Source organism: Streptomyces celluloflavus, assembly GCA_000720995.1.
Classification (GTDB): Bacteria; Actinomycetota; Actinomycetes; order Streptomycetales; family Streptomycetaceae; genus Streptomyces; species Streptomyces celluloflavus.
In genome coordinates, this window is record JOEL01000012.1 from 49,107 (window position 1) to 74,979 (window position 25,873).

Here is a 25,873-nt window from a genome sequence, read left to right on the forward strand (position 1 = left end):
TCGAATTCGCCGGCGATTTACCAGCTCAGAGGGTGGGCTCAGGGGCCGGGCCGCTCACGGCGCCCGGCCCCGGGCTCACCCGGCGAGCAACACGGGGGCCAGCTCCCGCAGTTGGTCGAGGCCCAGGCCCCGGTGCGGCGCGAGCGGCTGGATCGCCACGTGGTCGGCGCCGGCGTCGTGGTGGGCGCGGATCCGTGCGCGGATCGCGTCCGCGTCGCCCCACGCCACGATCGCGTCGACCAGCCGGTCGCTCCCGCCGCCCGTGAAGTCGTCGTCCTCGAAACCGAGTCGGCGCAGGTTGTTCACGTAGTTGGGCAGGGCCAGGTAGACACCCATGTGGTCGCGGGCCAGTGCGCGGGCCGCCGCGGGGTCGCTCTCCAGGAGGACGGCCTGTTCGGGGGCGAGGAGCGGGCCGTCGCCGAGGACCTCGCGGGCCTGTGCGGTGTGCTCGGGCGTCACGAAGTACGAGTGCGCGCCGGCGGCCCGGGTCGCGGAGAGCTCCAGCATCTTGGGGCCGAGCGCGGCCAGCACCCGGGCGGGCGGACCGTCCGGCAGCGGCGCCTCGTACGCCGCCGCGTCCATCCCGTCGAGATAGGTACGCATCGCGGCGAGCGGCTTCGCGTAGGCATGGCCGCGGCCGTCGACCAGCGGGGCGTGACTGGCACCCAGGCCGAGGACGAAACGGCCCGGATACGCCTCGGCCAGCGTGTTGGCCCCGGCGTTCATGGCCGTGGCGTCCCGTACCCAGATGTTGGCGATGCCGGTGGCGACGGGGAGGCGGCGGGTCGCGGCCAGGAGGAGACCGGCGTGGCTCAGGGCCTCCTTGGAGGCGGGGCCTTCGCCGAACCAGAGGGCGCCGTAGCCGAGTTCCTCGATCTCCTGCGCCGCCTCGCGGGCGACGGCGGTCGGCGCCGCGCCGAGTCCGCCGTGCCACACCCCGACCCGGCCCAGTCGTGCGGCGAGAGTGTCATCCAGCATCGTTCCTCCACTTGCGGTGTCCGGCGGGTGCGTCGTGACGCTGTGCTTGATCTTCTTCCGTCAGCACCGGCCGGGGGCCCGGCATTCCTGAACGGGCCGGGAACGCCCCCGAACGGCCCTGGGGAACGGAGGCACCGGACGGGAGAGCGGCCGGATACTCGACGGCGGTCACCTGGGCCGGGTCCGGGTGACGCGCCGTGGGCGGCGGGGCGGGTCGCAGGCGGCGGGGCAGGTCGCCCTCCCCGGCTGCGAACTCCTGGCCCGGACACCGGCCGCCAAGCCGCGGCAGCGGCCTGGCGGCCGTGGTCATACGCGCCCTGCCGCCACGGCCCGTTCGTCGTGCACGCGCAGCACGCGTCGCCCGATGGTCACCGAGCCCGGGACCGCCTCGCGCGTCCACCGCGACAGGTGCTCGTACGCGGCTCGGCCAGGGTGCGCGAAGCCGTCATTCCGCCCGGCCGGAGTCGGTGTCCACCACGCGGCGGGCGGCGGAGGCCCAGTCGATCCCCGCGGGCCGGGCGCCGGGGACCCGGTTGCGGGCGGTGGCCAGCAGCGTCTCCACGTCGGTGCCGGCGAGCTGTGCCACACGGGCGGACAGTGTGCGTGAAGGGTTGGTGTAGCGGCGGTTGACGGCCTGCTTCGTCTGCCCCAGGTCGGTGCCGATGGTCTCCCACGGGACGCTGTGGGCGAGCGCCTCGGCCACGGCCAGCGGCTCGATCAGCCCCGCGATCTCCCGCAACTGGCGAGCGACGGCGAGGGCGGCCCGGGGCCGCTCGTCGGCGAGTTCGCCGAGCGCCGCGGTCAGGGCGGCCAGGCGGTCGCGACAGCCGTCGGGGACCGCGGCGGACAGGGCGGCCGTCGCATGCGCCTTCCACACCCGGTGGGCGCCGACGGCCTGCCCGTCGTGGCACGTACCGCTCCCGCACAAGCCGCCCGCGGGGTCGTAGGGCAGATCCGGACCACGCCATCCGCACGCGCACGCGGGGAGGAGAGCGGCGGGCGCCTCGGCGGGGGCGCCATTCGCGGGACCGGCCCATGTACCGCCCTGTCCCGTGGGGGAGTCGGCGAACTGACGCTCGTACAGCGCGCGCCCCGAGCGGTGGGTGGGCACCGTGCCGTCGGCGAGGCGGCCGAGGACGAACCCGCCGTGCCGGGCCCCCTCGTCGCCGGTCAGCAGCCATGTCACGGTGTCGGCCGTCCGCGGCGCGGCACACGTGTCCGGTCCGGGCTCGGGAGCCGGGACGGCCAGGCCGACGGCGGCCAGCGCTTCCGTCAGGGCCTCGTGTGCGGCGTCGGTACCGAGCCAACCACCCTGCCGCCGGGTCGCGGTGGTGAGACGGCCGTACGCCCGCTCGTACTCGTCCTCGGTGAGTGTGCGGGAAGCCCGTGCCGGATCGTGAATCCTTGACATGACGCGACATTGGCAGCATTTGTTGCCGAGAGCAAATCCAGTCAACAATCCTTGACATGCTTGTATGCGCGCTGCGGTGGCCTGACCGCTCCGAGGCGGCGAAGGCGGCAACCGCGGCCGGCTCCGGTCCTGGAACGGCCGCGTCGCGCCGGAGGGACGACCGTCTCACCTGGCACGGCAGGCCGCGCGGGCCGGCCCGGTGCACGAGGACGTGCCGGGCCTCCACCACACCCGCGCCGCACCGCGCCCCCTCCCGAGCGCCGCACCACCCGCACCGGGCCGCACAGACTGACGGGCCCCGTCGTGCGGCGGGGCCCGTCAACGTTCGGCGCGGATTCCGCCGCGGACGTACCTGGCGGAGCAGCGGTGTCGCCTCATCGCGGCGTCGGCTCCCGCGCGGTGCGCCGACGCCTGCTCGTATGCGCCGGTCAGCCGCGCTTGGCGATGGTGAGCAGAACCGCCGCGTCCTCGATCGCGTGGAGGCTGTGGCGGGCGGGCGGAATGGCGATCAGGTCGCCGGTCCGGCCCTCCCAGGCACTTTCGCCACTGGTGAGCCGTACGTGTCCGCGCAGGACCAGCAGGGTCGCGTCACCGGGGTTGTCGTGCTCCGCGAGTTCGGAACCGGCGGTCAGCGCGAGAATGGTCTGGCGCAGCGTGTGCTCCGAACCGCCGTAGACGGTTGCGGCACTGCGGCCGGAGGAGGCCGCCGCCGCGCGTTCCAGGTGCTCACGGGCCTGCGCGTCCAGGGAAAGTGTCTGCATGGCCCCAGTATCCGGTACCCGGGCACCCGGCGAGCAAGGCCCCTCGCGCTTCCGACCGGGGGCATCCCCCGGAAGAGCACCCTGCCGGATGCCGACCGCGAAGACCGCCCTCGCCGGGGTGCGCAGGGTGCGAAAGCCCCCCGCCCGGACCCCGGAAAGCCGCGATGCGGCCCCCGGAAGCCCGGGGACCGCATCAACAACGGCGTACCTGCGCCTGCCGGTCGTCAGCCCTCGACGCCCAGCTTCTCCAGGATCAGCTCACGCACCCGCGCCGCGTCCGCCTGGCCGCGCGTCGCCTTCATGACCGCGCCGACCAGCGCACCGGCCGCCGCGACCTTGCCGCCGCGGATCTTGTCGGCGATGGCCGCGTTGGCCTCGATGGCCTCGTCGACGGCCGTGCCGAGCGCGCCCTCGTCGGAGACGACCTTCAGACCGCGCTTGTCGACGACGGTGTCCGGGTCGCCCTCGCCCGCGAGCACGCCCTCGATGGTCTGGCGGGCCAGCTTGTCGTTGAGGGAGCCCTCGGCGACGAGCACGGTGATCCGGGCGACCTGCTCGGGGGTGATCGGCAGGGCGGCCGGCTCCACGCCGTCCTCGTTGGCGCGGCGGGCCAGCTCGCCCATCCACCACTTACGGGCCGAGGCGGAGTCCGCGCCGGCGTCGACAGTGGCGGTGATCAGGTCGACCGCGCCCGCGTTGAGGATCGACTGCATGTCGTGCGCGGAGATGCCCCACTCCTCGCGCAGCCGGTTGCGGCGGACGCGCGGCAGCTCGGGCAGGGCCGCCCGCAGTTCCTCGACCCACTCGCGCGCGGGGGCCACCGGCACCAGGTCCGGCTCGGGGAAGTAGCGGTAGTCCTCGGCGTTGTCCTTGATGCGGCCGGCCGTGGTGGAGCCGTCCTCCTCGTGGAAGTGCCGGGTCTCCTGGATGATCGTGCCGCCGGCGGAGAGCACCGCCGCGTGGCGCTGGATCTCGAAACGGGCCGCGCGCTCCACGGAGCGGAGCGAGTTGACGTTCTTGGTCTCCGAGCGGGTGCCGAACTTCTCGACGCCCTTGGGCCGCAGCGACAGGTTCACGTCGCAGCGCATCTGGCCCATCTCCATCCGGGCCTCGGAGACGTTCAGCGCCTTGATCAGCTCGCGCAGCTCGGCGACGTACGCCTTGGCGACCTCGGGGGCCCGCTCGCCCGCGCCCTCGATCGGCTTGGTGACGATCTCGATGAGCGGGATACCGGCGCGGTTGTAGTCCAGCAGCGAGTGCGAGGCGCCGTGGATACGGCCCGTCGCGCCGCCGACGTGCGTGGACTTGCCGGTGTCCTCCTCCATGTGGGCGCGCTCGATCTGCACCCGGAAGACCTCCCCGTCCTCCAGCTGTACGTCGAGGTAGCCATCGAAGGCGATCGGCTCGTCGTACTGGGAGGTCTGGAAGTTCTTCGGCATGTCCGGATAGAAGTAGTTCTTCCGGGCGAAGCGGCACCACTCGGCGATCGAGCAGTTCAGGGCCAGGCCGATCTTGATGGCGGACTCGATGCCGATCGCGTTGACGACCGGCAGCGAGCCGGGCAGGCCCAGGCAGGTGGGGCAGGTCTGCGAGTTGGCGTCGGCCCCCAGGGTGGTGGCACACCCGCAGAACATCTTGGTCTTGGTGCCGAGTTCGACGTGCACCTCAAGACCCATCACGGGGTCATAGGTGGCCAACGCGTCCTCGTACGACACCAGTTCAGTGACGGTCACGGAAAACTAACCTCTCAGATCCGGCGCCGATCAGTCCGCGAGGACGTCGTCGTCGCTGAGACGACGCAGTTCGCGGATGAGCAGGGCGACGCCGGTGGCGATGGCGGCGGCGGAGACGATGGCGTCGACCAGCTGGAGCGTGTCGTGCTCCCCCTTGGCCTTCTTCGCCTGCTTGACGACGCTCACCGCGCCGAACAGCGTGGTCCCGATGGACAGATACGTGCCGGGCTTGGACTTCTTGAAGTTCTTCGCCTTGGCAAGCTTTCCACTCATAGTGCGGGTGCCTCCTCAAGCAGCGGGTGACCCCACCGGGCGGTGAACGCGGCCTCGACCGCGGCACCGACCTTGTAGAGCCGGTCGTCGGCCATGGCAGGGGCGATGATCTGCAGACCCACCGGCAGCCCGTCCTCGGGAGCCAGTCCACAGGGCAGCGACATGGCTGCGTTGCCTGCCAGGTTGGTGGGGATCGTGCACAGGTCGGCGAGGTACATCGCCATCGGGTCGTCGGCGCGCTCGCCGATCGGGAAGGCGGTGGTCGGCGTGGTCGGCGAGATGAGCACCTCGACCTGCTCGAACGCCTTCTCGAAGTCGCGGGTGATCAGCGTCCGCACCTTCTGCGCGGAGCCGTAGTACGCGTCGTAGTAGCCGGAGCTGAGCGCGTACGTACCGAGGATGATGCGGCGCTTGACCTCGTCGCCGAAACCGGCCTCACGGGTCAGGGCCGTGACGTCCTCGGCGGACTTCGTACCGTCGTCGCCGACCCGCAGGCCGTAGCGCATGGCGTCGAAGCGGGCCAGGTTGGAGGAGCACTCGGACGGCGCGATCAGGTAGTACGCCGCCAGCGCCTTGTCGAAGGACGGGCAGGAGATCTCGACGATCTCGGCGCCCAGCTCGCGCAGCACCTCGACGGACTCGTTGAACCGCTGCATGACGCCGGCCTGGTAGCCCTCGCCCGCGAACTCCTTCACGACGCCGATGCGCATCCCGCGCACATCGCCGTTGCGGGCCGCCTCGACGACGGCCGGGACCGGCGCGTCGATGGAGGTGGAGTCCAGCTCGTCGTGGCCGGCGATGGCCTCGTGCAGCAGCGCCGCGTCCAGGACCGTACGGGCGCACGGCCCGCCCTGGTCCAGCGAGGACGAGAAGGCGACCATGCCGTAGCGGGAGACCGCGCCGTAGGTGGGCTTGACGCCGACGGTGCCGGTGACGGCGGCGGGCTGGCGGATGGAACCGCCGGTGTCCGTGCCGATGGCGAGCGGGGCCTCGTACGCCGCGAGGGCGGCCGAGGAGCCGCCGCCGGAGCCGCCGGGGATACGGGTGAGGTCCCAGGGGTTGCCGGTCGGGCCGTAGGCGCTGTTCTCCGTCGAGGACCCCATGGCGAACTCGTCCATGTTGGTCTTGCCGAGAATGACGACGTCGGCGGCCTTGAGCCGCTTGGTCAGCGTCGCGTCGTAGGGCGGAATCCAGCCCTCCAGGATCTTCGAGCCGACGGTGGTGGGCATGCCCTCCGTCGTGAAGATGTCCTTGAGCGCGAGCGGGACGCCGGCCAGCGGGCCGAGCTTCTCGCCGCGGGCCTTCTTCTCGTCCACGGCACGGGCCTGGGCGAGCGCGCCCTCGCGGTCGACGTGCAGGAAGGCGTGCACCTTCTCGTCGACGGCCTCGATGCGGGCCAGGTGGGCCTCGGTCACCTCGACGGCCGTGACCTCGCCGGAGGCGATCTTCGCGGCGATCTCGGCGGCGGTGAGCTTGATCAGGTCAGCCATGTCGGTCACTCCTCCCCCAGGATCTGCGGCACCTTGAAACGCTGCTGCTCCTGGGCCGGGGCGCCGGAGAGCGCCTGCTCGGGGGTCAGCGACGGACGGACCTCGTCCGCCCGCATGACATTGGTCAGGGGCAGCGGGTGGGAGGTCGGCGGTACGTCTTGGTCGGCGACCTCGGAGACGCGGGCGACCGCGCCGATGATGTCGTCGAGCTGTCCGGCGAAGTGGTCGAGCTCTTCGTCCTTCAGCTCCAGACGTGCCAGCCGGGCGAGGTGAGCGACCTCCTCGCGCGTGATGCCAGGCATGCAGCGATCCTCTGGTGTTCTTGGCGGAGTGGGTTCTCGATGAATCGGATGGGTTCCCGATGAACTTTTCGGCCCAATCCTATGGCGTAGGCGAGAGCTCCCGCGAAACCGTTACGGGGCCGGGCCCGGAAGCCGCCCCGGGACGGACCCGGAAACGGCCTCGGGGCGGGCCCGGAAACGGCCGCCGGGTCCGCCCTCGCGGGACGGACTGCGGACCTCCGGCTCCGCGCGGCCGCCACCCGTCCCCGGCCGTCGTCATCCGTCATCCGTCACCCGTGACCCGTCACCCGTTGGCCGGCACCCCGCCCGGTGGTACGGACGGGCGGCCGGGGCACCGGCGGACGGGCCGCCGCCGGGCCCGGCTACACCTGCGGAGCGGCCGGCGGCGGACCGGCGGACGGCGGCGGACCGGCGGACGGCGGCTCGGCGTCCTGCGGTACGGCCTCCGGGAGCGCGGACGGGGCCGGCGCGGCGGGTGCGAGGGGAGCGGACGGCACGGCGGGGCCGTCGTCCGGCGCGTCGGACGGGGCGGGCGCGGCGTGGTTGACGGGCGCGCCGGACACGCCGGCCGGCGCCGCGGGCGCCTGATCGGGCCGGACGGCTCGTCCGGGCTGACCGAGCGGTGCGGGCTGACCGGGCTGTGCTGCCGGATCGGGCTGCGGAGCTCGTTCGGACTGATCGGGCTCATCGGACCGATCGGGCTGGTCCGGCTGGTCCGGCTGGTCCGGCTGGTCTGACTGATCGGAGCGGGGACACGGGACGGCCGGTGGCCGGGTCAGTTCAAGACCTGTCCCGAAGGGCTGTTGGCTGCCTTCTCCGCCGCCAGGGCGGCCGTCTCCGATGCGCGGTGCCAGCCGTGCTCACCGCGGGCCCGTAGCCAGGCCGTGGTTTCGTCCGGTGGCATCGCGGCCGCCACCAGCCAGCCCTGTACGGCGTCGCAGCCCAGGTCGCGCAGCCGCTCCCAGGTCTCGTCGTCCTCGACGCCCTCGGCGACGACCAGGAGGCCGAGGGAGTGGGCCAGGTCGAGGGTGCAGCGGACGATCTCGGCGTCCTCGTTGTCGACCGCCAGCCGCGCGACGAAGGAGCGGTCGATCTTGAGTTCGCTGACCGGGAGGCGCCGCAGATGGACGAGGGAGGAGTACCCGGTGCCGAAGTCGTCCAGGGACATCTTCACCCCGTGGGCGGTCAGTCCGGCGAGTGTGTCGGCGGCCCGCTGCGGGTCCTCCAGCAGGACGTGCTCGGTTATCTCCAGTTGGAGCGCGCCCGGTGGGACGCCGTGCCGGGCGAGCCGGGCCGCGACGGCTCCGGCGAAGCCCGGCGAGTGCACATCGCGCGGCGAGACGTTGACGGCGACCGGGACCTCCAGGCCCATCGCGCGCCAGCGCGCCACTTGGGCGAGGGCGGTCTCCAGGACGTACTCCGTCAGCCGCGGCATCAGCCCCGAGGACTCGGCGATGGCGATGAACTCGTCCGGTGGCACTCTCCCCCGGTCCGGGTGCACCCAGCGGACCAGTGCCTCCAGCCCGGCGACATGCCCGTCGAAACCGACCTTGGGCTGGTAGTGCAGTTCGACGTCGCCGGCGTCCAGGGCGCGGCGCAGATCGCCCAGCAGACCGAGCCGGTCGGGGGTGTTGCCGTCCCGCTTGGCCTCGTAGAGGTCGACGCCGCTGCGGTCCCGCTTGGCCTGGTACATCGCCACATCGGCGCGCCGCAGCAGTCCTTCGGCGTCCAGGGCGTGGTCGGGAAAGACGGCGACCCCCGCGCTGGCTTCGAGCACGAGGGTCAGTCCGTCGAGATCCAGCGGGGATCCCAGGGCGGCCACGAGGTTGCGGGCCACCCGCTGGGAACTCGTGAGGGAGTCGGTGGCCGGCAGCAGGACGGCGAATTCGTCGCCGCCGAGCCGGGCGGCCTCCGCGCCGCGTGGCAGGGCGTGCCGCAGCCGGTCGGCGATCTGGAGCAGCAGCCGGTCGCCGGCGAGGTGGCCGAGGGTGTCGTTGACGGCGCGGAAGCGGTCCAGGTCGATGAGGACCAGCGCCGAGCGGGCGCCGGCCCGCTCCGCCTCGTCCAGCGCGGTCCAGGTGCGCTCCAGCAGCCACTGGCGGTTGGGCAGTCCGGTGAGCGGGTCGCGCAGCTGCTCCTCGGCGCGGGCGCGGGCGATCCACAGGGTGGAGTCCAGCGCGATGAGCGGTACCGAGAAAAGCGGCAGCAGGATGGGGGCGTACACGGCGCAGATGGCGATCAGCGGGGAGATGCCGAGCAGCGCGACGCCGACGAGCGCCTGCCGCACCACCGTCGTCCGGGCGATGGTGGGGAGTCCGCCGCTGCGCGAGGTCAGGGTCAGCCACAGCAGGGCGCGGCTGACGAGAAGGTAGCCGGCGGCCGCGGTGACGACCTCCGGGAGGACGGAGAGGTCCCAGGCGGCCGGCACCCAGGGGTGTCCGACGCTGGACCGGACGCCGAACGCGCTGAGGCCGAGGGCCGCGGCGCCGATGCCGAGGATGTCCACGGCGCCGTGCACCAGGGCCTGTCGCCAGCGGTGCCGGCGGGCGGCGCCGACCAGCACGACGACGGCGAGGCTGACCAGGACCGCGGGCATCCAGCCGTAGAGCAGGAGGACGGCGAGGGCGAGGGCGGCGCCGGAGCCCGTGCCGCCCCACCAGCGGTCGCGGCCGAGCGCGACCAGATGGCCGACGATGACGCCGGTGAGGACCGCCAGCGACCAGCCGACGGTCCCCGCGGGGAACAGCGCCGCACCGTCGCCGAGCGTGCGGATCACTCCGATGGCGAGCGCGCCGCCGGCCGCGATGACGATGGCCGCGGGCAGCGCGGGCACGACGAGCCGGCGGAGCCGCGACGCCGGAGCGGCGCTGTCGGTCGGTTTCATTCCGATACCTCTCACAGCCGGCTGAGCCCGCGCCACGGCAGGCGCATCTCAACAGTAGGCCGCGGAACGCCGTCACGGGCAGCGATCCGCAGCGGTTGCCCGAATGCGACCCGGCCGCCCGGATCAATCTGGTATGCGCCGATGGGGTGACTCCTCACTCCTCCTCAGGTGGAGTGACAGCTACCGCTCGTGCCGCGTCGGGGCCCTGCTCCAGCAGCACCGTGAAGCCGTCATCGTCCAGCACTGGGACCTTCAGCTGCATGGCCTTGTCATACTTCGAACCTGGGTTGTCTCCCACCACCACGAAACCGGTCTTCTTCGAAACAGAACCGGTCACCTTCGCTCCGAGACCTTGGAGCGCTTCTTTCGCGCCATCTCTGGTGTGTGACTGAAGTGTGCCCGTTACCACGACGGTGACGCCTTCCAGCGGACGCGGGCCTTCCTCACCCGACCGCTCTTCCTCCATCCGGACGCCCGCGGCCCGCCACCGCTCGATGATGTGCTGGTGCCATTCCTCGGCGAACCAGCTCTTCAGGGAGGCGGCGATGGTCGCACCGACGCCGTCCACGGCGGCCAGCTCCTCCTCGCTCGCGTCCCGGATGCGGTCCAGCGAACGGAACTCCCGGGCCAGCGCCTCGGCCGCGACCGGACCCACATGACGGATCGACAGGCCGGTGATGATCCGGGCCAGCGGGCGCTCCTTGGCGGCCTGGATGTTCTCCAGCATGGCGAGAGCGTTCTTCTTCGGCTCGCCCTTCTGGTTGGCGAAGAAGGTGACGACCTTCTCCTCGCCGGTCTTGGGGTCGTGCTTGGGCAGTCCCGAATCGGGGTCGAGAACATACGACTTGATGGGCAGCAGCTGCTCGATGGAGAGGCTGAAGAGATCGCCCTCGTCCTTCAGCGGCGGCTCGGCGGGCTCCAGCGGCTGACTGAGCGCCGTCGCCGCGACATAGCCGAAGTTCTCGATGTCCAGGCATTTGCGGCCGGCCAGATAGAACAGCCGCTCGCGGATCTGCGCGGGGCAGGACCGGGCATTGGGACACCGCAGGTCGATATCGCCCTCTTTGCCGGGTTGCAGCGGCGTACCGCACTCGGGGCAGTCGGCCGGCATCACGAACTCCCGCTCGCTGCCGTCCCGCAGATCGACGACCGGGCCCAGGATCTCCGGGATGACATCGCCCGCCTTGCGCAGCACGACGGTGTCCCCGATGTACACGCCCTTGGCCTTGACGACGTCCTGGTTGTGCAGCGTCGCGAACTCCACCTCGGAGCCGGCGACCGTGACCGGCGCCACGACCGCGTACGGCGTGACCCGGCCCGTGCGGCCGACGCCGACGCGGATGTCCACCAGCTTGGTGTTGACCTCCTCCGGCGGGTACTTCCAGGCGATGGCCCAGCGCGGGGCCCGCGAGGTGGAGCCGAGCCGCCCCTGGAGCGGGATCTCGTCCAGCTTGACGACCACACCGTCGATCTCGTGCTCGACCGCGGCGCGGCGGGTCTCCGCGTCGCCGTAGCGGTCGATGAACGCGCGCACGGCCGCCAGGGAGTCGACGACCTCGTTGTGCGTGGCCGTCGGCAGGCCCCACTCGCGGAGCAGGTCGTACGCCTGCGACTGACGGTCGATGTCGAAGCCCTCGCGGGCACCGATACCGTGCACCACCATGTGCAGCGGGCGGCCGGCGGTGACCCTGGGGTCCTTCTGGCGCAGCGAACCGGCCGCGGCGTTACGGGGGTTGGCGAACGGCGGCTTGCCCTCGGCCACCAGCCGTTCGTTCAGCTCCAGGAACTTCTCCATGGGGAAGTAGACCTCCCCGCGGACCTCGACCAGCCCGGGGATCCGCTCGCCCTTCAGACGGTGCGGGATCTCGGCGATCGTCCGGACGTTGGGGGTGATGTCCTCGCCCGTGCGGCCGTCGCCGCGGGTGGCGGCGCGGGTCAGCCGGCCCTGTTCGTAGGTGAGGTTGACGGCCAGGCCGTCCACCTTCAGCTCGCACAGGAAGTGGTAGCCGGCGCTCCGCGGATCGCCGCCCAGCTCCCCCGCGAGCCGCTCGGCCCAGGCCGCCAGCTCGTCGTTGTCGAAGGCGTTGTCCAGGGAGAGCATCCGCTCGCGGTGCTCGACCTCGGTGAACTCCGTCTCGTACGCCCCGGCGACCTGCTGGGTCGGCGAATCCGGGGTGCGCAGCTGCGGATGCTCCGCCTCCAGGGCCTCCAGGGAGCGCAGCAGTCCGTCGAACTCCGCATCACTGACGACCGGGGCGTCTTTCACGTAGTACCGGAAGCGATGCTCCTCGATCTGCTCAGCGAGCCGCGCGTGCTTCTCCCGTGCCGCCGCGGGCACCTCGGGTACCGCTGCGTGCTGTTCGCCAGCCACCGTCTTGTCCTCCCGTGATCCTTGAGTGCCGTCACTCAGGGTTGTCTGCGAGCGACCTCGCCGCCCGGACGCAGTGGGCGAGAACCGAGCGGGCATATGCGGGCGAAGCGCCCGCCAGTCCGCACGACGGAGTGACGACCACGGACTCGGCGAGAGTCCCCGGCGACAGCCCCAGCCTGCGCCACAGCGTCCTGACACCCATGACGCTACCGGCAGGGTCTGACAATCGGCCGTCCGTGCCGGGCACCACGCCCGCGAACAGCGCCGTACCGCCCTCGACGGCCTCGCCGATCGCTTCCTCCTCACGCTCGGTGAGCAGACCGATATCGAACGAGATGCCCGCGACCCCGGCCCGCCGCAGCAGCCCGAACGGCACCTCCGGCGCGCACGAGTGGACGATCACGGGCCCGCCCGCCGCGACACCGACGAGTTCGCGCAGCGCCCCCTCGACGACGGCCCGGTCCACGGCCCGGTGGGTGCGGTAGCCGCTGGCGGACTTCACCCGTCCCTGGAGCACCGCCGTCAGCGAGGGCTCGTCGAGCTGGAGCACGAGCTGCGCGCCGGGCACCCGCCGCCGTACGTCGGCGAGATGACCGCGCAGCCCCTCCGCCAGGGACGCCGCGAGATCCCGGCAGGCCCCGGGGTCGCTGAGGGCGGCCTCGCCGTTGCGCAGTTCCAGCGCGGCGGCCAGCGTCCACGGGCCGACGGCCGAGACCTTCAGCGGGCCCTGGTATCCCTGGGTGAACTCCTCCAGGGCGTCCAGGTCTTCGCCGAGCCAGGCGCGGGCCCGCCGGGTGTCCCGCCCCGGGCGGTCGCTGATCCGCCAGCCGCTGGGCTCCACATGGGCGTAGACCTCGACTAGCATCCCGGCGGTCCGCCCGATCATGTCGGCGCCCGGCCCTCTGGCCGGCAGTTCCGGCAGGTGGGGGAAGGTTTCCAGCGACCCGGTCACGGTCTTCGCCGCTTCCCGCGCGTCACCGCCCGGCATCGACCCGACCCCGGTCGCCGCGCCCGCGGCCCACGCATACGTACTGTTCTCGCTCACCCCGGAAGGGTATGTGGCGGCGCGGCGGGGGTGCGGTGGCAGGGGCACGCGGTTCAGCGGGCACCGGGGGCGGAGGACGTCGCGCCGGGTGCGTACGCCCGGCCGGCGGGGCGGTGCGGGCGCGGGCCCTGGATCTCACGCCCCGTACCCCGCCCCCGCGCTCGGCTCCGCCTCGGGGCTCGGGTGCGCGGCGGGCTTCGCCGGGAGCGTGCCCGGCGGGCGCGTGGGCAGCCGGGGGCGTACACAGCCGGGACCGCCCCGGAGGCCCGGCGGCCCGGGGCGGTCCCAGGGGTTCGACGGCCCGGGGTGGTCCCGGGCAGGGTCAGCGGCCCGGCCGCACCGATACGTCGTTCAGCTCCGCGTCCCGCGGCAGATCGATGGCGGTGATGATGGCCGTGGCGACCGACTCCGGGTCGATCCAGCGGGAGGCGTCGTACTCCTTGCCCTCCTGCCGGTGGGTGCTCTCCTGCATGGGAGTGGCCGTACGGCCCGGGTAGACCGAGGTCACGCGGACGCCGTTGTCGTGCTCCTCCGCGCGGAGCGAGTCGGCCAGCGCCCGCAGACCGTGTTTGCTCGCGGCGTACGCCCCCCACTCGGCGTGCGCCGCGAGCCCGGCGCCGGAGTTGACGAAGACGACATGTCCCTGCGCGACGCGCACCAGCGGCAGCAGCAGCCGGGTGAGCTCGGCGGGCGCGACGAGGTTGACGGCGAGCTGCCGCTGCCATGCCTTGGCGCCCAGGTCGCCGACCGCGCCGAGTTCGATGACGCCCGCGATGTGCTGGAGCGAATCGATCCGCTCCGGCAGCGGCTGCTGTCCCAGTGCCCAGGAGAGCTTCTCCGGATTGCCCAGTTCGCCGACGATCGTGCGGGCGCCCGGGAACCGTTCTGCCAGCTCTTTCGCCCGGCCCGCGTCCCGTGCCAGCAGCCACAGCTGCTCACCGCGCTCCGCGAGCCGCCGTGCGACCGCCGCTCCGATGCCCGACCCTGCGCCCGTGATCAAGTGCGTTCCCATGGGGCCGATCCTAACGAGCGTGACGGTCCGGACCGGGCGGAGCAGAAGCTTCCAGGGGGCGCGCGGTTGCACGCGGCGGAGCGTCTCAGCGCTGGACGCCGGCCTGCTCCTCCAGGTACGCGAGGGCGCTGACACCGTCCTCCGCGAAGAAGACCAGGTCCTTGAGCGGAACCGGCAGGAAGCCCTCGGTCTCCATCCGCTGGAACTGCTCCTGCAACCCGTCGTAGAAACCGGCGGTGTTGAGCAGCACGACCGGCTTGGCGTGCATCCCGTGCTTGCGCAGCTCCAGGATCTCGGTGGCCTCGTCCAGCGTGCCCGTACCGCCGACCATCACCACGACGGCATCGGCACGCGCCAGCAGCTGCGCCTTCCGCTCGGCCAGGTCCTTGGTGACGAGCATCTCGTCCGCGCCGGCCCGCGCCTTGTGGGCCAGGAACTCCACGGAGACGCCGATCAGCTTCCCGCCCGCCCCCTGCACCCCGTCGGCCATGACCTTCATCAGGCCGGTGTCGGAGCCGCCCCAGACCAGCGCGTGCCCGCTCTTGCCCATCAACTCGGCGAACTGGCGGGCGGGGGTGACATAGCGGTCGTCGAGATCGGCTGCGGAGCAGAAGACACAGATGTTCATACGCTTCACCCTACGAGCCGCCCACAAGCCGATTACGGGCGGGCGGGGAGCGCGCGGGGACGGGGGCGGGAACGGCCCCGGGATGCGCGGCGCGCGTCCCGGGGCGTCCCGCCGGATCGGTCCCCCGGGCCGGCGGCCGGGTCAGATCAGGCCCTGGTCCAGCATCGCGTCCGCGACCCGCTCGAAGCCGGCGATGTTCGCACCCGCGACATAGTCGCCGGGCAGACCGAACCGCTCCGCGGTCTCGTAGCAGGTGTCGTGGATCCCGCGCATGATCATCGCGAGTTCGCCCTCGGCCCGGTCGAAGGACCAGGACTCCCGCGAGGAGTTCTGCCGCATCTCCAGCGCGCTGGTCGCGACCCCGCCCGCGTTGGCGGCCTTCCCCGGGCCGAAGGCCACCCCGGCGGACGTCAGAAGTGTGACCGCCTCCGGCGTGGCCGGCATGTTCGCGCCTTCGGAGACCGCCTTGACGCCGTTGCGGATCAGGATGCGGGCGGCGTCCCCGTCCAGCTCGTTCTGCGTCGCCGAGGGCAGCGCCACCTCGCACGGGACGTCCCACACCCGCCCGCCGGGCACATACCTGGCCGACGCCCCGCGCCGCTCGGCGTACTCGGTGATCCGGCCGCGCTCGACCTCCTTGATCTGCTTGAGCAGCGCCAGGTCGATGCCCTTCTCGTCGACGACATAGCCGCCGGAGTCCGAGCAGGTCAGGACGTGGGCGCCGAGCGCCTGGGCCTTCTCGATCGTGTAGATGGCGACATTGCCCGAGCCGGACACCACGACCTGCTGCCCGTCGAGTTCCTCACCGCGCCGCTTGAGCATCTCCTCGGTGAAGAGCACATTGCCGTAACCGGTGGCTTCGGTACGGGCCTTGGAGCCGCCCCATTCGAGGCCCTTGCCGGTGAGCACACCGGGCTCCCAGCGGTTGGTGACCCGCCGGTACTGCCCGAAGAGATAGCCGATCTCACGGCCGCCGACACCGATGTCGCCCGCCGGCACGTCCGTGTGCTCGCCGAGATGGCGGTGCAGTTCGGTCATGAACGACTGGCAGAACCGCATCACCTCGGCGTCCGACCTGCCGTGCGGGTCGAAGTCGCTGCCGCCCTTACCGCCACCGATGTTCAGGCCGGTGAGGGAGTTCTTGAAGATCTGCTCGAAGCCGAGGAACTTCACGATCCCCAGATTCACGGACGAGTGGAATCGCAGACCGCCCTTGTACGGGCCGAGCGCGCTGTTGAATTCCACCCGGAAGCCGCGGTTGACGTGGATCTCCCCGGAGTCGTCCTGCCAGGGAACCCGGAACATGATCTGCCGTTCGGGCTCGCAGAGCCGCTCCAGGATCTTCGCCTCGCCGAACTCCGGACGGACGGCCAGTACGGGGGCCAGCGTCTCCAGCACTTCGAGGGCGGCCTGGTGAAACTCCGGCTCCCCGGGATTCCGCCGGACCAGCTCCGCGTGCAGGGCTGCCGGTCCGGCCGAAATGCCCCCGGGCTTCACCTCAGATTGAACAGTCGACATGACTTCCGTTCCCTTCGTGGCCGACGAAAGGCCGCCTGCGGTCCGGATCATGGCAAATCCTCGGCGCAGCGGCCTCTGACGTTCCGTCGTTGCGCCGACCCTATTGGCCCCCTACAGGTCAATCGACCGCGGGGGCCGCCGAACGTCAATGCCGCCTGCGGTTCCCCCCGGGCAGCCCGCCCTCCCCGCCCCGCCCAATTCCCCGTCCCGGCGCGCCCGTGCCCCCAGTTCAGGGGGCAGCCGCCGGAGTCCGCCCGCACACCTCGCCCGTGGCGATCTGTGCCGGACATCACACCGGGCAGCCCCGGCCGCCCCCTGCTCCGCGCCGCGACAAGCCGTCGCGCGGGCCCACCCCAGCCGCCCGCAACCTCCTGGAGGCCACTCGGGGAGCCCACCCGCTTCGCAGCCCGTTCCGGCGCTCGCTCCCCGCCGCCCGCAGATCCCGGAGATCACTCCGGGGAGCCCGCGTACTCCGGCGCCCGCTCCCCGCCACCCGCCTCGCCCGGACGGGCGCCGGCGGTGCGTATCCGCTCGGCCTCGACCATCTCCCGCATGGGCTCGGCGGCGGCCCCTCCGGCGACGAGCATCGCCAGCATGATCGCCACCACCGCCAGCACCGTGCTCAGCCAGACCATCGTGTGCACCGGCACGGTGTACGCGCCGATCACCCGCACCACGCACTCGGCCAGCAGCGCACTCCCCCAGATCACCGAGAATCTCCGCTCGGCCCGCCGGAACCGCGCGGAGTCGGCCCACAGCCGGTCCCAGGCCGCATTCCCCGCCGTACTGCCCTTCGTGACCCATGGCCGGAGCCCGGCGGTCATCAGAGGCCGTCCTCCGCGCACGGAAAGCAGGACCACTATCCCGACGACGCCGGTCACACCGCTGTCCTTGGCGAGCATCAGCCGTGGATCGCCGGTGACCGAACTCAGCGCCAGGCCCACGGCATTGGCCAGGAGTATCAGCAGCGCGAGGCCGTTGATCCGGCGGTTGCGGACGAGACCCCAGACCGTACGCGCCACCGGCACCACACTGCTCCAGCCCAGCGCGGCCACCTCGCTCAGGCCGAAGGCGCCGCCGAGGAGGTAGTACGAGGCCATCGGCACCCCGGCGTCCATGATCAGCGGGAGAAAGCTCTCCAGCAGCGGACTGCGGTCCCCGCCGCGCCCACGCCCGCGACTCCCACCGGCACTCCGACTCCCGCCCGCACTCCGGCTCTGGCTCTGGCTCTGGCTCTGGCTCTGGCTCTGGCTCTGGCTCTGGCTCTGGCTCTGGCTCTGGCTCATACAAGGCTCCCCCAACTCGCGCTCCGTACCGCGGCGTTACCGCTCCTTTCGGCACGTTCAGCTTCCCGTACGCCCCCGCCCGGCGACAGTCACGTCTGTCCTCCCTTCCCCATGACATTTGTCAGGTTCGAAGAGCGCGCCACGCGCCACGTGGCCGGCCGCCGCGACGGCCCCACGGGACCGGTGCCCGCTCGATCGCGGTTCGGTAACTCCCGGGTGGGACCGGAGCCGGCCGCGCACAGACTGCCTCTGTCACACGGGACGGCGAAGGAGGGCCGGATGGCCGGGAGCAGGGCCGGGAGCGGCCGCGTACCGCAGAAGGTCCACGAGAAGGCGCGGGGGCTGACGCTCGGCGCGTATGTGGCGACGTACCGCGGCGGCCGGCGGCAGGTGTGGCTGTGGGGACTGGCGCCGGCAGTGGCGATACCGGTGGCCGTGCCGGCCTTCCTCGCCCTGACCAGCGGTGTGACCTGGACCTACAACGGCGGCGAGGTCGATATCCGGCTGCTGCTGATCCTGCTGGTGCCCGTCGCGTTCCTCTGCGGCTTCATGCCGGTGCACGAGGTCGGGCGGCGGCGCTGCGCGGTGCACGTCTTCGAGCGGGGGATCGTCCACGACCGCGACCGACCCCGGGACCGCAAGAGCCTGCTGTGGGCCGCCCGTTGGCCGGAGCTGAAGCATGTCGCGCAGGTGGATCTGCGCCCCTGGGGGCTGACCACGGGCCCGGTCACCAGCCGCCGCTACGTCGTCCACACCCGCGACGGGGCCCGGCATGTCATCGACCACGAGCTCATCCGGGGCGAGGAGCTCGTCACGACGGCCCTCCGGCGGATCGAGCGGACCGGCTGACGAGAGACCGACCGGGAGACCGGCTGACCGGCCACCCCCGGGCCGGGCGGCGACGGCCGCCCGCACAGCCTTCGCGGCGCCGTCTCCGCCGTGCCCTCAGCCGGCCGTGTCCGCGGCCCCGGCCGCCCTACACCGCCGCCCGCGCCCGGCGTTCCGTCGTCGCGATCGTCGCCGAGCCGACGACCCGGGTGCCGTCGTAGAGCACGATGGCCTGTCCGGGGGCGACACCGCGTACGGGGTCGGTGAAGGTGACATGGAGCGCGGAGCCGTCGATGAGTTCGGCGGTGACGCCCGTTTCGCCGCCGTGCGCGCGGAGCTGCGCCGTGTAGGCGGCGGGACCGGCCTGCGGGGGGTTGCCGCACCAGCGGGGCCGGATGGCGGTGAGGGCGGTGACGTCGAGGGACTCGGCGGGGCCGACGGTGACGGTGTTGTCGACCGGGGAGATGTCCAGGACGTAGCGGGGCTTGCCGTCGGCGGCGGGGTGGCCGATGCGCAGGCCCTTGCGCTGGCCGATGGTGAAGCCGTACGCGCCGTCGTGCGTGCCGAGGCGGTTGCCGGACTCGTCGACGATGTCGCCCTCGGCGGTGCCCAGCCGCTTGGCGAGGAAGCCCTGGGTGTCGCCGTCGGCGATGAAGCAGATGTCGTGGCTGTCGGGCTTCTTGGCGACGAACAGGCCGCGGCGGGCGGCCTCTTCGCGGATCTCGGGCTTGGTGGTGCGGGTGTCGCCGAGCGGGAACATGGCGTGCGCCAGCTGCCGGTCGTCCAGGACCCCGAGGACGTAGGACTGGTCCTTGGCCATGTCGGAGGCGCGGTGCAGCTCCCGGCTGCCGTCGTCGTTGCGGACGACCGTGGCGTAGTGGCCGGTGCACACGGCGTCGAAGCCCAGGGCGAGGGCCTTGTCCAGCAGCGCGGCGAACTTGATCTTCTCGTTGCAGCGCAGGCAGGGGTTGGGGGTGCGACCGGCCTCGTACTCCGCGATGAAGTCGTCGACGACGTCCTCGCGGAAGCGTTCGGCGAGGTCCCAGACGTAGAAGGGGATGCCGATGACGTCGGCGGCGCGGCGGGCGTCGTGCGAGTCCTCGATCGTGCAGCAGCCGCGGGCGCCGGTGCGGAACGAGGTGGGGTTCTCGGAGAGCGCGAGATGCACACCGGTCACGTCGTGGCCGGCCTCGGCGGCGCGGGCGGCGGCGACGGCGGAGTCGACACCGCCGGACATGGCAGCTAGTACGCGCAGGCGGCGGGGAGCTTCAGTCATAACCTCTCCAGAGTAGACGGAACAGTCGGCCGGGCCGTAAGCGTTATCCCTCGCATGGGGAAGAAGGATCCCGGCCGGCCGGGGATCAGCAGACGGCGCGCCCTGTGGCTGGGCGGCGGAGTGGCGGCGGCCGGGGCCATGGCGTACGGCGCGCGCCGGGCGCCGGACCAGGACCGCCGGGACGGCGAGGTCGACCACCGGGGCGCCCAGTGGGTCGAGGCGTCCCCGGCGAACTTGCGGCGTGCGCACCGGCCGGCCGACTACCCCATAGACCGGGTGGTGATCCATGTCGTCCAGGGGGGCTTCCCGGTGGCGCTGCAGGTCTTCCAGGACCCGTCGCACGGCGCGGCGGCGCACTATGTCGTGCGCAAGGACGGGCATGTGGCGCAGCTGGTGCGCGAGCTGGACGTGGCGTATCACGCCGGCAACCGCCGCTACAACGAGCGCAGTATCGGCATCGAGCACGAGGGCTATGTGGACCGCCCGGAGTCCTTCACACCCGCCATGTACGCATCATCGGCGCGGCTGACGGCCGGGATCTGCCGGCGCTACGGGTTCCCGGCCGACCGTGAGCATCTCGTCGGCCATACGGAGGTGCCGGGCACCGACCACACCGATCCGGGCCCGCACTGGGACTGGGACCGGTACATCGGGCTCGTCCGGGAGGAGCTGCGGCGCGCGCCGTCGCCCTCGCCCCGCACCTCCCGCCCCGGAGAGGTCCGGCAGAAGCCTCCTAGCTGAGCCCCGCGCTGCGGGCGCGTTCCACCACCGGGCCGATGGCCGCCGCCAGGGCCGCCACATCCTGCTCCGTGGAGGTGTGGCCCAGCGAGAACCGGAGCGTGCCGCGGGCCAGATCGCGGTCCATACCGGTGGCCAGCAGGACGTGACTGGGCTGGGCGACGCCGGCCGTGCAGGCGGAACCGGTCGAGCAGGCGATGCCCTGGGCGTCCAGCAGCAGCAGGAGGGAGTCGCCCTCGCAGCCGGGGAAGGAGAAGTGGGCGTTGGCGGGGAGGCGGCCGGCGGGGTCCGGGTCGCCGCCGAGGACGGCGTCGGGGGCCGCCGCGTGGACGGCCTTGACCAGCTGGTCGCGGAGGGCGCCGATGTCGCGGGCGAATTCCTCGCGGTGCGCGGCCGCGTGCCGGCCGGCGGCGGCGAAGGCGACGATGGCGGGGGTGTCGAGGGTGCCGGAGCGTACGTGCCGCTCCTGGCCGCCGCCGTGCAGCACCGGCACCGGGGCGTACTCGCGGCCCAGCAGCAGCGCGCCGCTGCCGTACGGGCCGCCGATCTTGTGGCCGGAGACCGTCATCGCGGCGAGTTGGGAGGCGGCGAAATCGACCTCCAGCTGGCCGAACGCCTGGACCGCGTCCGCGTGCAGCGGAATGCCGAACTCCGCTGCCACCCGAGCGAGTTCATGGACCGGCTGGACCGTGCCGATCTCGTTGTTGGCCCACATGACGGTGGCGAGCGCGACATCGCCGGGGTCGCGGGCGATGGCCTCGCGCAGCGCGTCGGGGTGCACCCGGCCGTAGGTGTCGACCGGCAGCCATTCGACGCGCGCGCCCTCGTGGCCGGCGAGCCATTCCACGGCGTCCAGGACGGCGTGGTGCTCGACGGGGCTGGCGAGGACGCGGGTGCGGGCCGGGTCGGCGTCCCGGCGGGACCAGTACAGGCCCTTGACCGCGAGGTTGTCGGCCTCGGTGCCGCCGGCCGTGAAGACGACCTCGCTGGGGCGCGCGCCGAGCGAGGCGGCGAGGGATTCGCGCGCCTCCTCGACGGCGCGCCGGGCCCGGCGGCCGGCGGCGTGCAGGGAGGACGCGTTGCCGGTGACGGTCAGCTGGGCGGTCATCGCCTGCACCGCCTCCGGGAGCATCGGAGTGGTGGCGGCGTGGTCGAGGTAAACCATGGTGCGCACGATTCTACGAGGCGCCGTCGCGGGCCCCGGGGGCGCATGTCCGGTGCACGGGGCCGCAGCGTGCGGGATGTACCGGAACCGCCACCGTCGTCCCGTTATGACACCGGGCCGGGGCCGGAAGGCGGACCGCGGCCGGGACCGTCCCGTCGTCTCCATCGACACGACGGTAAGGAGTAATTAGCCTTACGGTCATGACACAGTGGCTTCTGGACCGGGAATTCCACAGTTCCTCCGGCACGGTGCGATGGGCGTCGTTCGGCAAGGGCGCGGCCGGTGCACCGCCGGTCGTCCTGCTGCACGGCACCCCGTTCTCGTCCTACGTCTGGCGCCGCATCGCCCGCGGCCTCGCCGCCCGCCACCAGGTGTTCGTCTGGGACATGCCGGGCTACGGCGCCTCGGCGATGCACGCCGGACAGGACGTCTCGCTCGCCGCGCAGGCGGTCGTGTTCGGCGAGCTGCTGGCGCACTGGGAGCTGCCGGCGCCGGCCGTCGTCGCACACGACTTCGGCGGCTGCGTCGCGCTGCGCGCACATCTGCTGCACGGTGCGCGGTACGACCGGCTGGCGCTGGTGGACCCGGTGGCGCTGGCGCCCTGGGGCTCGCCGGCGTACCGCCTGCTGGGCGCGCACTCCGAGGTGTTCGCGCAGCTGCCGCCGGCGCTGCACCGGGCACTGGTGCGCGAGTACCTCGCCTCGGCGAGCCATCCCGGCCTGCCCCCGGCCGTCCTCGACCGGCTGGTGGAGCCGTGGTGCACCGCCCAGGGACAGGCCGCGTTCTACCGCCAGATCGCGCAGAACGACCAGCGCATGACGGACGAGGTCCAGGGGCGGTACGGCGAACTGACGCTGCCGACGCTGGTCTGCTGGGGCGCGCAGGACGCCTGGATCCCGGCCGCGAAGGGGCACGAGCTGGCCGCCGCCATTCCCGGTGCGCGGCTGCGGCTCATCGAGGGGGCCGGGCATCTCGTCCAGGAGGACGCGCCGGACCGGCTGACGGCGGAACTGTCGGACTTCCTCCGGTGACCACCCGCACCGGTGGACGTCCTCGCCTCACCCCGTGAGCCGCACCCGCGCCAGCTGGCGGGCCTGGGCGACGAGATGGTCCGCGGAGTCCCATACCTCGGCGTCCTCCTCCAGGAAGCCGCCGGCCAGATTGCGTGTGGTGAGGGCGACGCGCAGCGGGCCGGGGGCCGGGCGGCGGCGGACGTGGGCGGTCAGCTCGACGGTGGGCACCCAGCCGGACAGCCCGAGCTCGAAGGCGGTCGGCGGCAGCGCGTCGACGGTGAGCAGGAGGGAGAGCGGATCGGGCTCGCGGCCGTCGGCGAGGCCGAACCAGCCGCGTATCTCGCCCTTGCCGGACGGCGCGCCGACCGCCCAGCCCGCGGTCGCCGGGTCCAGCCGGAGCGCGATCCGCTCGGCGAAGGACGTACCGCCGGGGACGGACGCCCGGCCGCCGGGGGCGCTGTCGGGCCCCGGGCAGTGCTCCCTCGGGGGGATGGCCGGCGGTTTGGCGGAGGTCCGGACGTCGTCGGGCAGCGCGTCGAGATCGCCGTACGCCGCGAGCACCCGCAGCCGCTCGATCTCGGTGCCGTCCTCGGCGAACTGGACGAGCGTGGCGGTGCCGGTCGACATCGTGCGGCCGGTGCGGACCACCTCGGTGCGGATGACGGCCGGGCCGGGGACGGAGGCGGTCAGGTAGTGCGCGGTGACCGAGAAGGGGTCGGGGTGCGGCAGCGCGTCGCCCAGGGCGCGGCCGACGAGGGCGAGCAGATAGCCGCCGTTGACCGCCTGGGCGATCGTCCAGCCCGCGGCGAGGTGCGCGTCATAGACGCCGGGTGCGCGGCGGACGACCGCCGTATCGCGGTCGAACTCGCTGTTACCGATGGTTGCCAATGCCATGGCGAGCACGCTACACCGGATAGTTACCGACCGGTAGTATTAATTTCTACGATCTCCCGGGCCGGGCGGCCGATCGTCGCTGAGCGCGCGCGTCCCGCGGGCGAAGGGCACGGCGCCGGGGCCTGAGACCATGGCGCCATGCTTCATGTGCTCTACCTGGTCGGCATCGCGGCCTTCGCCGCGAGCGGGGTGCTGGCCGCCTACCGCGCCAACATGGACCCGTTCGGCGGGCTGGTCCTCGCCTTCGCCGCGTCCATCTCCGGCGGCACCCTGCGTGATCTGATCCTCGACCGACGGCCGCTGTACTGGACCCACGACTGGGTGCTGCTGACGCTGATCATCTGCGTCGGCGTCGGCACCATCGTCTATCTGCGGTTCTGGTCGCTGCCCCGCAGATCGCTGCTGGTGGTCGACGCGATCGGGCTCTCCGTCGTCACGGTGATCGGGGCGCGCGCCGCCATCGACGCGGGTGTCACCCCGCTCGCGGTGCTCATCCTCGCCGTGCTGACCGGGGTGGCCGGTGAGGTCATCCGCGATGTGCTGTGCGGGGAGTTCCCCCCGCTGCTGCTGCGCGAGGACGTCTACGCGATCGCCGCGCTGGCCGGTGCCTGCTGCTATCTGGGGATCTACCACCTCGGCGCGGGGGCCACCACCGCCGCGGCGATCTCGGCGGGGGTGGTCTTCGCCCTGCGGATGGGCTCGGTCTACCTCGGGCTGCACCTGCCCCGGCCGCACCGCCTCTCCGGCGGCCGGGGCGGGCCGGGGTCCGGCTGACGCCGGGCCGGGCGCGCCGCGGGTGCGCGCCCGGCTACCCCCTTACTTCCCCGCCTCCGCCGGCAGCGCCGGCTTGCCGGGGGTGTTCAGCCAGGTGTCGAAGAAACCGTCCAGCCGCTGCCCGGAGATCCGCTCGGCGAGGGCGATGAACTGCGAGGTGTTCGCGTTGCCGTAGCGGTGCGCGGCGGTCCAGGCCGGCAGCAGCCGGAAGAACGCCGGGTCGCCGATCCGCTCGCGCAGCGCCTGGAGCGTCATCGCGCCCCGCTCGTAGACCGCGTCGGAGAACATCGTGTCCCGCTGCGGATCGGCGACCCGCAGCTGCCAGAAGGCGTCGTCGGCCGGTGCCGCGTCGTACGCCTTGCGGAACGCGTCGTGCGCGGTCGACGTGCCCCGGTGCTCGCCCCACAGCCACTGCGCGTAGGTGGCGAACCCCTCGTTGAGCCAGATGTCCTTCCACTGCTTGACCGAGACCGAGTCGCCGAACCACTGGTGGGCCAGTTCGTGGACGATGGTCGACTCGCTGCGTACGGCCGAGTAGGCGGGCTTGGACTGCACCTCCAGGGAGAAGCCGGCCTGCGGCATGTCGTCGACGATGGCGCCGGTCTCCTCGAAGGGGTACGGGCCGAAGAGCTTGGACCAGTAGTCGGTGGCCTCGGCGGTGATGCCGTAGACGTCGACCTTGCCGGCGGGGAGGGTGGGGTCGGTGGCGACGTAGATCGGGGTGCCGCCGGGAGTGGTGCCCGTACGGACGTCGAACTTCCCGATGGTGGCGGTGGCGAGGTAGGTGGCCATCGGCCGGCTCTCGCGCCAGTGGGCGTAGGAGCGGCCGTGCTTCGTCCAGGAGCTGATGAGCCGGCCGTTGGAGACGCCGGTCAGGCCCGCGGGGGCGTCGATGCGGATGTCATAGGTCGCCTTCTCGCTGGGGTGGTCGCTGGAGGGGAACCACGTCGAGGCGGCGTTCGGCTCGCAGGCGACGAAGACACCGTCCTTGGTCTTCATCCAGCCGTACGGGGAGCCGAAGATGATCGGGCCGCTCAGCGGCTGGGGGACGCCGCCGTAGACGACGGTGACGGTGAAGGTGCGGCCGCGCCGCAGCGGGGAGCGGGGCCGGATGACGAGTTCGTCGCCCGTTCTGCCGAAGTCCGCGGGCGTGCCGTTCACCCGGATCGAATCGACCGTCAGTTTCTGCAGGTCGAGGTCGAAGGAGGAGAGGTCCTGGGTGGCCCTGGCGGTCAGGGTCGTCCGGCCGTCGAGGCGGCCGGAGTCGGGGTGGTAGCTGACACCGAGGTCGTAGTGGAGGGTGTCGAAGCCGCCGTTGCCCAGATTCGGGAAGTAGGGATCACCGATGCCGGGGGCGCCGGGTGTGGCGCGCGGTCCGGCCGCGATGGTGAGGGCCGAGGCCGCCGCCGTGGCGAGGGCGAGCCAGCGGGTGGAGCGACGCGCAGAACGGGAGAGTGCCATGAGCCGTCCCTTCTCACACGGATGTCGTGGAA

At 72.5% G+C, this 25,873-nt stretch carries 23 protein-coding genes; 5 read left to right on the forward strand and 18 right to left on the reverse strand.

What is annotated here, in order from left to right; genetic code table 11:
• Positions 1-75 precede the first annotated feature (75 nt).
• The 7 genes from IH09_RS12810 to gatC all read right to left on the reverse strand — a co-directional run bounded on the left by IH09_RS12810 (position 76) and on the right by gatC (position 6,948).
• On the reverse strand, positions 76-978 hold the full coding sequence (locus IH09_RS12810; protein ID WP_052856325.1) for an LLM class F420-dependent oxidoreductase: 903 nt from the start codon (positions 976-978) through the stop codon (positions 76-78).
• A gap of 445 nt (positions 979-1,423) precedes the next feature.
• A complete protein-coding gene (locus IH09_RS12815; protein ID WP_052856326.1) occupies positions 1,424-2,389 on the reverse strand; it encodes a hypothetical protein in 966 nt (321 codons plus the stop codon).
• 428 nt (positions 2,390-2,817) lie between these two features.
• Complete coding sequence (locus tag IH09_RS12820; RefSeq protein ID WP_052856327.1) at positions 2,818-3,150, reverse strand: cupin domain-containing protein; 333 nt, start codon at positions 3,148-3,150, stop codon at positions 2,818-2,820.
• Between the two features lie 224 nt (positions 3,151-3,374).
• Entirely contained in the window at positions 3,375-4,883 is a 1,509-nt protein-coding gene (gatB, locus tag IH09_RS12825; protein WP_052856328.1) for an Asp-tRNA(Asn)/Glu-tRNA(Gln) amidotransferase subunit GatB, read from the reverse strand.
• A 30-nt stretch (positions 4,884-4,913) separates the two neighbouring features.
• A complete protein-coding gene (locus tag IH09_RS12830; protein ID WP_052856329.1) occupies positions 4,914-5,156 on the reverse strand; it encodes a hypothetical protein in 243 nt (80 codons plus the stop codon).
• Complete coding sequence (gene gatA / locus IH09_RS12835; RefSeq protein ID WP_052856330.1) at positions 5,153-6,646, reverse strand: Asp-tRNA(Asn)/Glu-tRNA(Gln) amidotransferase subunit GatA; 1,494 nt, start codon at positions 6,644-6,646, stop codon at positions 5,153-5,155. Before gatA ends, IH09_RS12830 begins: the two co-directional genes overlap by 4 nt.
• A 5-nt stretch (positions 6,647-6,651) precedes the next feature.
• On the reverse strand, positions 6,652-6,948 hold the full coding sequence (gene gatC / locus IH09_RS12840) for an Asp-tRNA(Asn)/Glu-tRNA(Gln) amidotransferase subunit GatC (protein ID WP_030258164.1): 297 nt from the start codon (positions 6,946-6,948) through the stop codon (positions 6,652-6,654).
• Between the two features lie 539 nt (positions 6,949-7,487).
• Here gatC and IH09_RS39000 point away from each other — a divergent pair.
• Complete coding sequence (locus IH09_RS39000) at positions 7,488-7,685, forward strand: hypothetical protein (RefSeq protein WP_190233276.1); 198 nt, start codon at positions 7,488-7,490, stop codon at positions 7,683-7,685.
• Positions 7,686-7,723: 38 nt separating this feature from the next.
• Here IH09_RS39000 and IH09_RS12850 read toward each other — a convergent pair whose 3' ends face one another.
• The 7 genes from IH09_RS12850 to IH09_RS12880 all read right to left on the reverse strand — a co-directional run bounded on the left by IH09_RS12850 (position 7,724) and on the right by IH09_RS12880 (position 17,692).
• Positions 7,724-9,832 (reverse strand): putative bifunctional diguanylate cyclase/phosphodiesterase, encoded by a 2,109-nt coding sequence (locus IH09_RS12850; RefSeq protein ID WP_052856332.1) that lies wholly within the window; start codon positions 9,830-9,832, stop codon positions 7,724-7,726.
• A gap of 154 nt (positions 9,833-9,986) precedes the next feature.
• On the reverse strand, positions 9,987-12,203 hold the full coding sequence (gene ligA / locus IH09_RS12855; RefSeq protein WP_052856333.1) for an NAD-dependent DNA ligase LigA: 2,217 nt from the start codon (positions 12,201-12,203) through the stop codon (positions 9,987-9,989).
• A gap of 31 nt (positions 12,204-12,234) precedes the next feature.
• Entirely contained in the window at positions 12,235-13,248 is a 1,014-nt protein-coding gene (locus tag IH09_RS12860) for a methionine synthase (RefSeq protein WP_094791926.1), read from the reverse strand.
• A gap of 322 nt (positions 13,249-13,570) precedes the next feature.
• Complete coding sequence (locus IH09_RS12865) at positions 13,571-14,260, reverse strand: SDR family oxidoreductase (protein WP_052856335.1); 690 nt, start codon at positions 14,258-14,260, stop codon at positions 13,571-13,573.
• A gap of 85 nt (positions 14,261-14,345) precedes the next feature.
• Entirely contained in the window at positions 14,346-14,888 is a 543-nt protein-coding gene (locus tag IH09_RS12870; RefSeq protein WP_052856336.1) for an LOG family protein, read from the reverse strand.
• A 141-nt stretch (positions 14,889-15,029) separates the two neighbouring features.
• Positions 15,030-16,406, reverse strand: a complete 1,377-nt coding sequence (gene gdhA / locus IH09_RS12875; RefSeq protein ID WP_190233277.1) for an NADP-specific glutamate dehydrogenase — start codon at positions 16,404-16,406, stop codon at positions 15,030-15,032.
• A gap of 449 nt (positions 16,407-16,855) precedes the next feature.
• The gene (locus IH09_RS12880; protein WP_318279445.1) at positions 16,856-17,692 is read right to left on the reverse strand and encodes a VC0807 family protein; all 837 of its coding nucleotides are present in this window, start codon (positions 17,690-17,692) and stop codon (positions 16,856-16,858) included.
• Positions 17,693-17,971: 279 nt separating this feature from the next.
• Between IH09_RS12880 and IH09_RS12885 the strand changes: the two genes are divergently transcribed.
• Entirely contained in the window at positions 17,972-18,541 is a 570-nt protein-coding gene (locus tag IH09_RS12885; RefSeq protein ID WP_052856339.1) for a hypothetical protein, read from the forward strand.
• Positions 18,542-18,668: 127 nt separating this feature from the next.
• Here the strand turns inward: IH09_RS12885 and mnmA are convergent, their stop codons facing one another.
• Positions 18,669-19,796, reverse strand: a complete 1,128-nt coding sequence (gene mnmA, locus IH09_RS12890; RefSeq protein WP_052856340.1) for a tRNA 2-thiouridine(34) synthase MnmA — start codon at positions 19,794-19,796, stop codon at positions 18,669-18,671.
• Positions 19,797-19,850: 54 nt separating this feature from the next.
• Between mnmA and IH09_RS12895 the strand changes: the two genes are divergently transcribed.
• On the forward strand, positions 19,851-20,537 hold the full coding sequence (locus IH09_RS12895; RefSeq protein ID WP_052856341.1) for an N-acetylmuramoyl-L-alanine amidase: 687 nt from the start codon (positions 19,851-19,853) through the stop codon (positions 20,535-20,537).
• Here the strand turns inward: IH09_RS12895 and IH09_RS12900 are convergent.
• Positions 20,530-21,699, reverse strand: a complete 1,170-nt coding sequence (locus IH09_RS12900) for a cysteine desulfurase family protein (protein WP_052856342.1) — start codon at positions 21,697-21,699, stop codon at positions 20,530-20,532. The genes IH09_RS12895 and IH09_RS12900 overlap by 8 nt on opposite strands.
• A gap of 200 nt (positions 21,700-21,899) precedes the next feature.
• On the opposite strand from IH09_RS12900, the gene IH09_RS12905 reads away from it, so the two are divergent.
• Positions 21,900-22,730 (forward strand): alpha/beta fold hydrolase, encoded by an 831-nt coding sequence (locus IH09_RS12905; RefSeq protein ID WP_052856343.1) that lies wholly within the window; start codon positions 21,900-21,902, stop codon positions 22,728-22,730.
• A 27-nt stretch (positions 22,731-22,757) separates the two neighbouring features.
• Here the strand turns inward: IH09_RS12905 and IH09_RS12910 are convergent, their stop codons facing one another.
• Positions 22,758-23,606 (reverse strand): thioesterase family protein, encoded by an 849-nt coding sequence (locus tag IH09_RS12910; RefSeq protein WP_052856536.1) that lies wholly within the window; start codon positions 23,604-23,606, stop codon positions 22,758-22,760.
• Between the two features lie 138 nt (positions 23,607-23,744).
• Here IH09_RS12910 and IH09_RS12915 point away from each other — a divergent pair, with 138 nt between their 5' ends.
• A complete protein-coding gene (locus IH09_RS12915; RefSeq protein ID WP_052856344.1) occupies positions 23,745-24,380 on the forward strand; it encodes a trimeric intracellular cation channel family protein in 636 nt (211 codons plus the stop codon).
• 42 nt (positions 24,381-24,422) lie between these two features.
• On the opposite strand, the gene IH09_RS12920 is transcribed toward IH09_RS12915, so the two are convergent.
• A complete protein-coding gene (locus IH09_RS12920) occupies positions 24,423-25,841 on the reverse strand; it encodes a M1 family metallopeptidase (protein ID WP_052856345.1) in 1,419 nt (472 codons plus the stop codon).
• Positions 25,842-25,873 lie beyond the last annotated feature (32 nt).